10 protein-coding genes are annotated in these 11,370 nt (G+C 70.4%); 3 read left to right on the top strand and 7 right to left on the bottom strand.

Features of this window, described 5'->3' with window-relative positions; genetic code table 11:
• Positions 1–92: 92 nt before the first annotated feature.
• The gene (locus tag AC07FY_RS18960) at positions 93–413 is read left to right on the top strand and encodes a ferredoxin (protein ID WP_479007594.1); all 321 of its coding nucleotides are present in this window, start codon (positions 93–95) and stop codon (positions 411–413) included.
• Positions 414–417: 4 nt separating this feature from the next.
• Here the strand turns inward: AC07FY_RS18960 and AC07FY_RS18965 are convergent, their stop codons facing one another.
• The 3 genes from AC07FY_RS18965 to AC07FY_RS18975 all read right to left on the bottom strand — a co-directional run bounded on the left by AC07FY_RS18965 (position 418) and on the right by AC07FY_RS18975 (position 3,537).
• Entirely contained in the window at positions 418–942 is a 525-nt protein-coding gene (locus AC07FY_RS18965; protein WP_479007621.1) for a hypothetical protein, read from the bottom strand.
• Between the two features lie 480 nt (positions 943–1,422).
• A complete protein-coding gene (locus AC07FY_RS18970; protein ID WP_362596102.1) occupies positions 1,423–2,319 on the bottom strand; it encodes a tRNA (adenine-N1)-methyltransferase in 897 nt (298 codons plus the stop codon).
• An 18-nt stretch (positions 2,320–2,337) separates the two neighbouring features.
• On the bottom strand, positions 2,338–3,537 hold the full coding sequence (locus AC07FY_RS18975; protein WP_479007596.1) for a site-2 protease family protein: 1,200 nt from the start codon (positions 3,535–3,537) through the stop codon (positions 2,338–2,340).
• 164 nt (positions 3,538–3,701) lie between these two features.
• Here AC07FY_RS18975 and AC07FY_RS18980 point away from each other — a divergent pair, with 164 nt between their 5' ends.
• Positions 3,702–4,619 carry a RecB family exonuclease gene (locus tag AC07FY_RS18980; protein ID WP_479007598.1) on the top strand — a complete coding sequence of 306 codons (918 nt, stop codon included), beginning with the start codon at positions 3,702–3,704 and terminating at the stop codon, positions 4,617–4,619.
• Between the two features lie 62 nt (positions 4,620–4,681).
• Positions 4,682–5,353 carry a response regulator gene (locus AC07FY_RS18985; protein WP_479007600.1) on the top strand — a complete coding sequence of 224 codons (672 nt, stop codon included), beginning with the start codon at positions 4,682–4,684 and terminating at the stop codon, positions 5,351–5,353.
• An 83-nt stretch (positions 5,354–5,436) separates the two neighbouring features.
• Here the strand turns inward: AC07FY_RS18985 and AC07FY_RS18990 are convergent, their stop codons facing one another.
• From AC07FY_RS18990 to AC07FY_RS19005, 4 genes are all read right to left on the bottom strand, one after another.
• Complete coding sequence (locus tag AC07FY_RS18990; RefSeq protein WP_479007602.1) at positions 5,437–7,020, bottom strand: ABC transporter substrate-binding protein; 1,584 nt, start codon at positions 7,018–7,020, stop codon at positions 5,437–5,439.
• Between the two features lie 70 nt (positions 7,021–7,090).
• The gene (locus AC07FY_RS18995) at positions 7,091–8,695 is read right to left on the bottom strand and encodes an ABC transporter substrate-binding protein (RefSeq protein ID WP_479007604.1); all 1,605 of its coding nucleotides are present in this window, start codon (positions 8,693–8,695) and stop codon (positions 7,091–7,093) included.
• 517 nt (positions 8,696–9,212) lie between these two features.
• Positions 9,213–9,914: an HAD family hydrolase gene (locus tag AC07FY_RS19000; RefSeq protein WP_479007606.1), complete on the bottom strand. Its 702-nt coding sequence runs from the start codon at positions 9,912–9,914 to the stop codon at positions 9,213–9,215.
• Positions 9,915–10,026: 112 nt separating this feature from the next.
• On the bottom strand, positions 10,027–11,370 hold a 1,344-nt coding region (locus AC07FY_RS19005; protein ID WP_479007607.1), incomplete at its 5' end, for a vitamin B12 dependent-methionine synthase activation domain-containing protein.

An 11,370-nucleotide genomic window follows, 5' to 3' on the forward strand; every position in this document is an offset into this window, starting at 1 on the left:
AGGTCGATGTGTTCAACACCCGTCAGAGCTCGCGCGACTTGCTGCGGGGAGTGACCGGGATGGATCACCGAGCGCAGGGAACGGCAGGAGATATGACCGTGCAGCAGGAGGCTCCGAGGGGCGGCACCGGCGAGGCCGGGGAGCCGCTGGAGGTCTGGATCGACCAGGACCTCTGCACGGGGGACGGGATCTGCGCGCAGTACGCGCCGGAGGTGTTCGAGCTGGACATCGACGGTCTGGCGTACGTGAAGAGCCCGCAGGACGAGCTGCTGCAGGAGGCGGGGGCGAGTACTCCGGTTCCGCTGGTGCTGCTGCAGGACGTGGTGGACTCGGCGAAGGAGTGCCCGGGTGACTGCATTCACGTGAGGCGCGTTTCGGACGGGGTGGAGGTCTTCGGTCCGGACGCCGAGTGACGCTTCAAACACGCCTGGCGGTCGAGTCCGTCAGCTCCTGGCGGAATTTTCCGCCGGTCCAGCGCCACTTGGCGAGCTTCGTCACGTCGGGGCTGTAGCGCGGCACCTCGGGCGAGGAGTAGCCGAGGAGCGTGGCCGTCACGGTTCCGTCGCGCACGGTGAGGTCGGTGGCGTTCTGGCGCTGTGCGGGGTCGAGGAGGGTGGCCACGACGCGGGGGCCGGCCGCTGCGGCGCCGGTGGCGGGTGCCGCCTGGGTGAGGACGTAGAGGGCGTGGGGCGGGGTGCCGGAGCCCGCCTGGCAGCGGACGGCCGCCACGGTCTCGGGGCGGCCGTCGCCGTCGAGGTCGCCGTGGGCGGTGGCGGTGACGGTCTGCGGGGCGCCCTTGCAGTCGAGGGGGTAGGTGACGGCGGCGGCGTCGGGTGCGGGGGTGGGGCTCGGGGCGGCGTGTGCGGCGGCGTGCTCGGTGGCGGCGGCGGGGGTGCCGGTGGCCGGCTGGACGAGTCCCGCGGTGGCTATGACGGCGGCCATGGCGGTGGCGGTGGCGAGCCAGTGGGCGGGCCGGGTGTGGCTGTGCGCCAGGGTTTCCGTGGTCGGCTCCAGCAGTGCGGGGCTGTGCGGCACGCGGGGTGTCTCCTGTGCGAAGGGTGACGGGGAGCCAGCATCGTGCCACACCTCACACCGAGGGGGAACGGGCGGGTCCGGTCCGGTGTCCGTTCAACCAGAAGGCGCTGTGGCGCAGTTCCCGACCTGGTGGGGGGAACTGCGCCACGGCGCTTTCGTGTTGGGCGGCCGCGGGGGCCGTCCTCGGCGGGTCCGCTGGGGCCGGAAAGGACGGGCCCCGGGCCTGGGTCCTGGCGTCACAGTGGCGCCGGTCAGACCCGCGGCGTCCGGTGCCGTGCATCGCACGGCGGAGGGGCGCCCGTGTACGGGACGTACTCGGGCCCCCCGACAACGCGGCGAGGTGCGGTGCCGGGCGCCGCGGGCCCGGCGCGACTTTGACGACAGGGCCTAGGCGGAGCGGTCGCTGCCGGGGCCTTCGTAGTCCTCGCCGTAGGCGCCCTTGGCGGGGCGGCGTCGGCGCATGGGGGGCTCGACGCCGTCGGCGAGGCGGCGGGCGGTGACGAGGAAGCCGGTGTGGCCGATCATGCGGTGGTCGGGGCGGACCGCGAGGCCCTCGACGTGCCAGTTGCGGATCATCGATTCCCACGGCTGCGGCTCGGCGAAGCAGCCGATCTCGCGGATGGACTCGACGGTCTTGGACAGCTGGGTGGTGGTGGCGACGTAGCAGCAGAGGATGCCGCCGGGGACCAGGGCCTTGGAGACGGCCTCGAGGCATTCCCAGGGTGCGAGCATGTCGAGGATGACGCGGTCGACGTCGGTGTCGGACAGGTTGTCCTGGAGGTCGCCCACGGTGAGCTGCCAGGCGGGGTGGGGGCCGCCGAAGTAGCGCTCGACGTTGGCGGTGGCGATCTCGGCGAAGTCCGCGCGGCGCTCGTAGCTGTGGAGCATGCCCTGGTCGCCGATGGCGCGCAGCAGGAAGCTGCTGAGGGAGCCGGAGCCCACTCCTGCTTCCACGACGCGGGCGCCGGGGAAGATGTCGGCGAAGGCCAGGATCTGGCCCGCGTCCTTGGGGTAGACCACGGCGGCGCCGCGGGGCATGGACAGGACATAGTCGGGGAGCAGGGGGCGCAGCGCGAGGTACGCGACGTTCCCCGTGGTGCGGACAACACTTCCTTCGGGAGCGCCGATCAGCTCGTCGTGCGGGAAGGAACCCTTGTGGGTGTGGAAATTCTTCCCTGCTTCGAGCGTGAACGTGTAGTGGCGGCCCTTGGGGTCGGTGAGCTGTACCTGGTCCCCGACCTCGAAGGGCCCGCGTCGGCGGGCGGCACCGGTCGGTTCGGACATGTGACCAGTGTATTGGCTTCAGGACCGGGGCCGTGCCATGGCCTTGACGAAGGCCTTCTCGACGTCGGCGGTGGACAGGACGCCGTAGATCTCGCCGGTGGGTTCGAGGACGAGGTACTCGGTGGCGGGGGTGGTGCGCAGGCGCTCGAGGAGTGCTTCGCCGGTGAGGTCGGCGGAGACCTTCATGCCGTCGGTGAGGTCCTGGGCGAGTCCGCTGACGGCGACCCAGGGGCGGCGGTGTTCGGGGACGGAGGCGATGGCGCTCTCGCGGACGATGGCGGTGGGGTCGCCGTGGCCGTCGACGACGACGAGGGCGCGGGCGCCGGCTTCGGTGGCGCGGCGCAGGGCTTCGGAGAGGGGGGTGGCGCTCGGGACGGGGATGGCCCGGCGGGTGAGGGCGCGGGCGTGCAGGGCGGGGAGGTGTTCGCGCAGCCGGGCGAGGCGCAGGCTGTTGCCGGCGCCGGTCCAGATGATGGCGGCGAGGATGGCGGCGAGCAGCGCGTCCATGACGGTGTCGATGCCGCCGATGTCGGCGGGGCGGTTGCCGAGGGTGCCGGTGTGGGTGAGCAGGGGCAGGCCGAGGAGGACGGCGACGGCGAGGGCGCGGCCGATCCAGGCGGCGGCGATGGTGCCGGCCATGGGTTTGCCGGTGATGCCCCAGATGACGGCGCGGAGCATGCGTCCGCCGTCGAGGGGGAGGCCGGGCAGGAGGTTGAAGGCGGCGACGAGCAGGTTGGAGATCATCAGGCCGGCGAGGAGGACGCCGGGGACGGTCGCGGGGTCGACGGCTTTCATCCCGAGGTAGAAGCCCGCGGCGAGGAGGAGGGAGAGCAGGGGGCCGACGAAGGCGAGGACGAATTCGCGGCCGGGGGTCTCGGATTCCTTCTCGATCTCGGAGACGCCGCCGAAGAACTGGAGCTGGATGCGCCGCACGGGGAGTTTGTAGCGCAGGGCGGCGACGGTGTGGGCGAGCTCGTGGACGAGGACGGAGGCGTAGAAGGCGACCGCGAAGAAGAGGGAGACGAGGTAGCGGACGGGGCCGAGGTCGGGGAGGATGCGGTCGAGCTGGTCGCCGAAGACCCAGGTGATGAGGGCGGCGACGAGGAACCAGCTGGGCGAGACGTAGACGGGTACGCCGAAGGGGCGGCCCATGAGGAGTCCGCCGCCCGGTCCGGAGCGCCGGTGCGCGCGCTCGCCGGTTTCGTCGGTGTCTGCCACGTCTGTCCTTCGTTCTGGGGGCCTCGGTGGGTGAGCCCGGGGGTGTGTCTGGGGCGGTCCGCTTCGTCGGGCGGCGGGGTGTGATGCCTCGATCATGCAGTGCTCGGGGCCTTTGCGTCGATGGTATGCGCGTGCTGTCGGTGGCGGGTCGTAGGGTTTTGTGCATGACGACGAGCTCCGGTGACGGTCCGGTCGAGGTGGCGCCCGGCGCCGCACGGCCCACTTCGCTCTCCCCTTCGCGGGCGAGCGATTTCATGCAGTGCCCGCTGCTGTACCGGTTCCGGGTGATCGACAGGCTGCCGGAGAAGCCGAGCGCGGCGGCCACCCGGGGCACGCTGGTGCACGCCGTGCTGGAGCGGCTCTTCGATCATCCGGCGCAGGAGCGGACGGCGCCGCGGGCGAAGGCTCTGGTGCCGGGGCAGTGGGAGCGGCTGCTGGAGGCGAAGCCGGAGCTGGCGGAGCTGTTCCCGCAAGGTGACGAGGGGGCGGGGCTGGCGCGGTGGCTGACGGAGGCCGAGGCGCTGGTGGAGCGGTGGTTCACGCTGGAGGACCCGACGCGGCTGGAGCCGGTGGAGCGGGAGTTCTTCGTGGAGACGGAGCTGGATTCGGGGCTGCGGCTGCGCGGGATCATCGACCGGGTGGACGTCGCGCCGACGGGTGAGGTGCGGATCGTCGACTACAAGACGGGCAAGGCGCCGCGGCCGGAGTACGCGGAGGGCGCGCTGTTCCAGATGAAGTTCTACGCGCTCGTGGTGTGGCGGCTGAAGGGGGTGGTTCCGCGGCGGCTGCAGCTGGTGTATCTGGGCAGCGGGGACGTGCTGACCTACGACCCGGTGGTGGCGGATCTGGAGCGGGTGGAGCGCAAGCTGCTGGCGCTGTGGGAGGCGATCCGGGAGGCGACGGAGTCGGGCGAGTGGCGGCCCCGGCCGACGAAGCTGTGCGGGTGGTGTGATCACCGGGCGGTGTGTCCGGAGTTCGGCGGGACTCCCCCGGTGTATCCGCTGCCGGTCCTGCCCGCCTCGCGCGGGGAGGTGCCCGCGCCGCGGGCGGGGTCGGAGGAGGTCCGCCCGGCGGATTCCTGAGCGGGGCCGCAGGGCACAATGGGCGGATCCGCCGTAGCCGTCCGACGAATCGAGGAGACCCTGTGGCGATCCGCGTCCTGCTGGTCGACGACCAGCCCCTGCTGCGCACCGGTTTCCGGATGATCCTGGAGGCGGAGGGCGACCTGGCGGTGGTCGGGGAGGCCGGGGACGGTCTGCAGGCGCTGGAGCAGGTGCGTGCGCTGCAGCCGGACGTGGTGCTGATGGACATCCGGATGCCGCGGATGGACGGGGTGGAGGCGACCCGGCAGATCACCGGTCCGGGCCGGGACGGCCCGGCGAAGGTGCTCGTCCTGACCACGTTCGACCTGGACGAGTATGTGGTGGAGGCGCTGCGGGCGGGGGCCAGCGGCTTCCTGCTGAAGGACGCCCCGGCCCATGAGCTGGTGCAGGCGATCCGGGTGGTGGCGGCGGGTGAGGCGCTGCTCGCGCCGAGCGTCACGCGCCGGCTGCTGGACAAGTACGCGGGGCACCTGCCCTCCGGTGAGGAGAGCGTTCCGCATGCGCTGGGGAGGCTGACCGAGCGCGAGGTGGAGGTGCTGAGGCTGGTGGCCCGGGGCCTGTCGAACGCGGAGATCGCGGCGGACCTGTTCGTGAGCGAGACGACGGTCAAGACGCATGTGGGGCACGTGCTGACGAAGCTGGGCCTGCGCGATCGGGTTCAGGCGGCGGTGTACGCGTACGAGAGCGGGCTGGTGCGCCCGGGCGCGCAGTAGCGTCGAACGGGAGTGCTCGCGACGACGGGCCGGCGACCGCGTGGTGCGGTCGCCGGCCCGTCGTCGCGTGGCCGGGGGGCCGGTCAGCCCTTGCTGATCTCCCAGAAGCGGAAGACGGTCGAGGCGTCGAGGGACCACTGCAGGCCGGTCACGTTCTGGCGGGTGACGGCGTACTGCTTGCCCTGCCAGAGCGGGAGGATCGGGAGCTCGTCGGCGACGATGTCCTGGAGCCGGTCGTAGTCGATGTTGGCCGCGGTGCGGTCGGACTTCGCGGAGGTCGACGGGATGATCGTCCCGCTGATCTCCTTGTTGTCGTAGTTGTTGCCGAGGACGTTGCCGGGGCCGAAGAACGGCTGGGTGAAGTTGTCGGCGTCCGGGTAGTCGGGGACCCAGCCCTTGACGTAGATGCCGTACTTGCCGTCGTGGATGTCCTTCTCGTACTGCTCGTACTCGACGGACTTCATGTCGGCCTCGAACAGGCCGCTGTCGTTGAGCTGCTTGGCGATGACGGCGAACTGCTGGTCGGTGGAGGGGCCGTAGCGCGAGGGGGTGGAGTAGAGGGTGACCTTCACCTTGCCGTTGATGCCGGCGGCCTTGAGGACGGCCTTGGCCTTCTCGGGCTGCGGGCTGCCGCCGTAGCGGTCGAAGAACGGGGTGGTGTGTCCGGCGATGCCGGCGGGGACGATGGAGTACAGGGGGGTGGCGGTGCCCGCGTACACGTCGCGGACGAGCGCCTCGCGGTCCACGAGGTAGGCGATGGCCTTGCGGACGGGCAGCTTGCCGACGACGGGGTCGTTGACGTTGAAGACCATGTGCTCGACCTCGGCGCCGGCGCCCTGGACGACGTCGATCTTGTTGTCGCCGGTCTTGACCGCCGCGAGGGCGGCGACGTCCTTGGCGGCCAGCCCGCGGAAGGCGAAGTCCACCTCGCCGCTCTCCAGCACCGACTTCAGGCCGGCCTGGTCGCCGTTGAAGAACTTGAGGGTGACGCCGGTGTTCTTGGGCTTGGCCTTGCCGGTGTACTTGTCGTTGACGGAGAAGCTGGCGCTCTTGTCGCTGAAGGAGTCCAGCTTGTAGAGGCCGGAGCCGATCGCCTTGTTGTCCGAGCGCAGCTTGTCGGCCGGGTACTCGCTGTGGTCGACGATGGAGCCGGCACCCGAGGCGATCTTGCTGGGGAAGGTGGCGTCGGAGGTCTTCAGACGGAAGACGATGGTCCGGTCGTCGGGCGCGTCGATGCCGGCGATCGACGACAGCAGGACGGCCGGGCCGTTCTCGTCGTTGATCTTCAGGGTGCGCTCGAAGGAGAACTTGACGTCCTCGGAGGTGAGGGCGTGGCCGTTGCTGAACTTCAGGCCGGTGCGCAGGACGCACTTGTAGAGCTTGCTGTCGCCGCCCTCGAATCCGCAGCTCTCGGCGGCGTCGGGCTCGGGGGTGGTGCCGCCCTTGGGGAAGCTCAGCAGCGACTGGAAGACGTTGTTGAACAGCAGCCAGGAGCCGGGGTCGTAGCCGGAGGCGGGGTCGGTGGCCTTCACCTTGTCGGATATGCCCATGACCACGCCCTTGCCGCTGCCGGCGTTGGAGCCATCGGTCGAACCGCAACCGCTGAGCAGCGCGGCGGCGGTGGCTGCGCCGAGCGGGGCCGCCAGCCACTGGTTACGTCGATTCACGGTACGTCCTTCACAGTCGAACTGTCTCGTTGCTCCGGCCCGCGGCGCCCGCTGCCGGTCCTTGCCGTTGTCAGCCGCTTACGCCGCGGCCGAGCTCCCACAGCTGGAGGTCGGAGATGGCGTTGACCGACCACTCCACTCCGGTGATCCCGTCGCGCGCGGCGACGTACTGCTTGCCCTGCCACAGGGGCAGGACGGGTACGTCCTCGGCGACGATGTCCTGCATCTCCGTGATCGCGGGGACGGCGACGTTGCGGTCGACGGCGCGCCGGGATTCGGGGATGAGCCTGGTGCGCACCGTGCTGTTGGCGTACGGGGTGCCCAGGAAGTTGTCCTGCTCCAGGAACGGGGCGAGGAAGTTGTCGGCGTCCGGGTAGTCGGGGAACCAGCCGAGCCCGTAGGCGGCGTACTGGCCGCTCTTCTGCGCGGGGCGGAAGTCGGCCCAGTCGCTGCCCTGGACGGTGATGTCGAACAGCTGCGTGGAGTTCAGCTGGGCCTTGAGGGCCTCGAACTCGGCGGCCGTTCCGTCGCCGTAGTGGTCCTTGGTGTAGTGCAGCGTCAGCTTGACCGGGGTCTTGATCCCGGCGTCCTTGAGCAGGGCGGCGGCCTTGGCGGTGTTGGCCTCGCCGTACTTGCTGAAGAAGGAGTTGACGTGGCCGGTCACGGTGGTGGGGACCAGGGAGTACAGGGGCTGCGCGGACTTGCCGTACACCTTGGAGATGACGGCGTCGCGGTCGACGGCGGCGGCGAGCGCCTGGCGCACGGCCTTGTCCTTGACGACCGGGGCCTCGGTGTTGAAGCCGAGGTAGCGGATCTCCAGGCCGGGCAGGGGGAAGAGCTTGACGCCCTTGGGGGGCGTGGCCGTGAACTGGGCGATCTGGGCGGGCGACAGGGTGCGGGAGACCATGTGGATCTTGCCGTCGGTCAGTGCCCTGCCCATGGCGTCGGAGTCGTCGAAGGCCCGCAGCTCGACCTTGTCGTTCTGCAGTTTGAGGTCGCCCTTGTAGTGCGGGTTCTTGGTGAAGACGGCCCGGACGAGGTGGTTGTCCTTGACTTCGGCCTTCATCGTGTAGGGGCCGGAGCCGTCGACGGCGAAGCCCTCGCGGAGCTTGCCGGCGTCGTAGTGCTTCTCGCTGACGATGCCGGTGGCGGGGGTGGAGAGCTTGTACGGGAACGTCGCGTCGGGGGTCTTCAGGTGGAAGACGACGGTGTCGGTGCTCTTGGCCTCGACGCTGCCGACGGTGGAGAGCAGCGAGGACGGGCCGTTCTCGTCCTTGATGGCGAGGACGCGGTCGATGGAAAACTTGACGTCCTTGGCGGTGACCGGGTCGCCGCTCGCGAACTTCAGACCGGGGCGCAGGGTGCAGCGGTAGCTCTCGTTGCCGGCGTCGGTGAAGCGGCAGTCGGAGGCCGCTTCGGGGACGGGCTGGCCGCCGCCGCGCGGGGTGTGCATCAGGGTCTGGACGGTCTGGCGCAGGACGTTCCAGGCGCCGGCGTCGTACGCGTAGGCGGGGTCGAACGGGGCGGGGGCGAGTTCTGCGGCTTCGAACCGGTCGGTGGTCCCGACGACGATCGCCCCGGATCCCGCTGCCGTGCCGCTGGCGCTGCCGCAGGCGGCGAGCGTGGGCGTGAGCAGTCCGGCCGCGGCCGTCAGCACCATGGTCTTGCGGTTCATGCTGGAAGAACTCCCTGTACCCGGCACTTGGTCAAAGCGGCGTAAAGGGCACGATTCGCGACGGTCGCCCGTTCGGGGCGGAACGATCGGGCCGGTGGTATGACGATCGGTCCACTGCGTCCGGGAACAGGGGTGTGTGTCCGGGACGCCGAGGTACGGCGCGGTGCCCGGCCTGACATTAGTGGGCCGGGACGGGATGGCTGGAACTGGCCGGACTTGGGGTGTAATCGCACCGTGATGAGCGCGGACTGGCTGTCGATCCCGCGGTTCGCGCAGATTCGGTCAGGAGCTGATCAACCCGGACAGATGGGAAGGCACAGAAGCCCCCGGACAGGTGTCTCGGGGGCTATACGGGTGACAAAGGTCACCTGGGACAAGCAGCCCGGAAGGGATGGAATTTCAGCCTCCGGGTCGGTCCACGGAAGATCCTCTCGTGGGACCGGAATCGTGCGGTGTTCTGTTCGGCACGGAGCGTATGCGCGGAATGCCCCTGCGTCAGCCGGCGGCCCGCGCGCGCTCAGTTCAGCGGAGTGATGAGCGAGCGCAGGAACGGCAGGTCGACCTCTTCGAGCGAGCGCACGACGGTCCGGCCGGGGGCCGCGTCGATGCGGCCCACCGAGGGGATGGCCACGACCCGGCAGCCCGCGGCCTCGGCGGCGGCCACCCCGGTGGCGGTGTCCTCGATGACGGCGCACCGGGAGGGGTGCGCGCCCAAGGCGCCGGCGGCGAGCAGGTAGGGGTCGGGGTGCGGCTTGGTACGGGGCACCTCGTCACCGGCGACGGTCATCGTGAAGCGGTCCCGCCCGAGGGTGAGCAGGACCCGGTCGATGACACGCCGGTGCGAGGCGGAGACGAGGGCGGTCGGCACGTTGTGCCGGGCCAGCTCGCTCAGCAGCCGGTCGGCGCCGGGCATCAGCGGCACCTGGTCGGCGATCCGCGCCTCGAAACGCTCGTTGAGGAGCACGCTGAGCTCGTCGAGGCCGATGGAGGCGCCGGTGGCCTCGATCAGGAAGGCGGCGCTGCGGCTCATCGGGCCGCCGACGACCACGTCCCTCCAGGCGTCCTCGAGCGGGTGTCCGAGCTCCCGGAAGACCTCCTCCTCGATCTCCCACCAGAAGCCCTCGGTGTCCACGAGGGTTCCGTCCATGTCCAGCAGTACCGCCTGAAGGGCGTGTCCGTCGGCCGTACGGACGACGGGGGCGGGAACGGTGCTGGTCATGCGCACGCCTCTCTTGGGGGACGAGAAGGCCGGTCACCTCCGCCCGCGGGGACATCCCCTCGGGAACAGGTGACCGGCCTGTATGGGACCGACCAGTGTACGCCGGTCCGCCTCAGCGTGCGTTGAAATACTTCGCTTCGGGGTGGTGGATGACGATCGCGTCGGTGGACTGCTCCGGGTGGAGCTGGAACTCCTCGGACAGGTGGACGCCGATCCGCTCCGGCCGGAGGAGGTCGGCGATCTTCGCACGGTCCTCCAGGTCGGGGCAGGCGCCGTAGCCGAGGGAGAAGCGGGCACCGCGGTACTTCAGGTCGAACATGTCCTCGACCTTGTCCGAGTCCTCGCCGCCGAACCCGAGCTCGGCACGGACGCGGGCGTGCCAGTACTCGGCGAGGGCTTCGGCCAGCTGGACGGAGAGGCCGTGCAGCTCCAGGTACTCGCGGTAGGAGTCGGACTCGAACAACTTGGCCGTGGCCTCGCCGATCCTCGATCCGACGGTGACGACCTGGAGGCCGACGACGTCGGTCTCGCCGGACTCCTCGGGGCGGAAGAAGTCGGCGAGGCACAGGCGGCGGCCGCGGCGCTGGCGCGGGAAGGTGAAGCGGGTCCGCTCGTTGCCCTGCTCGTCGAGGATGATCAGGTCCTCGCCCTTGGACACGCACGGGAAGTAGCCGTAGACCACGGCGGCCTCGAGCAGGTTCTCCGTGTGCAGCTTCTCCAGCAGGCCGCGCAGCCGCGGACGGCCCTCGCTCTCGACCAGTTCCTCGTACGTGGCGCCGCCGGCGCGGGCCTGCTTGAGGCCCCACTGGCCCTTGAAGAGCGCGCCCTCGTCCAGCCAGGAGGCGTAGTCCTTGAGCGGGATGCCCTTGACCACGCGGGTGCCCCAGAACGGCGGGGCGGGCACCGGGTTGTCCACGGCCACGTCCGAGCGGCCGCCGGGCTCCTCTGGCTCCTCCACCTGGAGCGCGGGCGTGTCCCTCTTGGCGACGCGGCGCTGCTTGAGCTCGGGGAGGCCGGCGCCGGGCACGCCGCGCTTCACGGCGATGAGGGCGTCCATGAGGCGCAGTCCCTCGAAGGCGTCGCGGGCGTAGCGGACTTCGCCTTCGTAGATGTCGTGGAGGTCTTGTTCGACGTAGGCGCGGGTGAGGGCGGCGCCGCCGAGGATGACGGGGTAGTCGGCGGCGAGTTTGCGCTGGTTGAGCTCCTCCAGGTTCTCCTTCATGATCACGGTGGACTTCACCAGCAGTCCCGACATGCCGATCACGTCGGCCTTGTGCTCCTGCGCGGCTTCCAAGATCGCCGAGACGGGCTGCTTGATGCCGATGTTGACGACGTTGTAGCCGTTGTTCGTCAGGATGATGTCGACCAGGTTCTTGCCGATGTCATGGACGTCACCGCGGACGGTGGCCAGCACGATGGTGCCCTTGCCCTCGTCGTCGGTCTTCTCCATGTGCGG

The sequence above is a fragment of the Streptomyces sp. NPDC045967 genome, assembly GCF_056430495.1.

Bases quoted from the DNA above. Each gene is read 5' to 3' on its own strand.
- AC07FY_RS18980 (WP_479007598.1), top strand. From the start codon at position 3,702: ATGACGACGAGCTCCGGTGACGGTCCGGTCGAGGTGGCGCCCGGCGCC.
- AC07FY_RS18970 (WP_362596102.1), bottom strand. From the start codon at position 2,319: ATGTCCGAACCGACCGGTGCCGCCCGCCGACGCGGGCCCTTCGAGGTC.
- AC07FY_RS18995 (WP_479007604.1), bottom strand. From the start codon at position 8,695: ATGAACCGCAAGACCATGGTGCTGACGGCCGCGGCCGGACTGCTCACG.
- AC07FY_RS19000 (WP_479007606.1), bottom strand. From the start codon at position 9,914: ATGACCAGCACCGTTCCCGCCCCCGTCGTCCGTACGGCCGACGGACAC.
- AC07FY_RS18960 (WP_479007594.1), top strand. From the start codon at position 93: ATGACCGTGCAGCAGGAGGCTCCGAGGGGCGGCACCGGCGAGGCCGGG.
- AC07FY_RS18965 (WP_479007621.1), bottom strand. From the start codon at position 942: ATGGCCGCCGTCATAGCCACCGCGGGACTCGTCCAGCCGGCCACCGGC.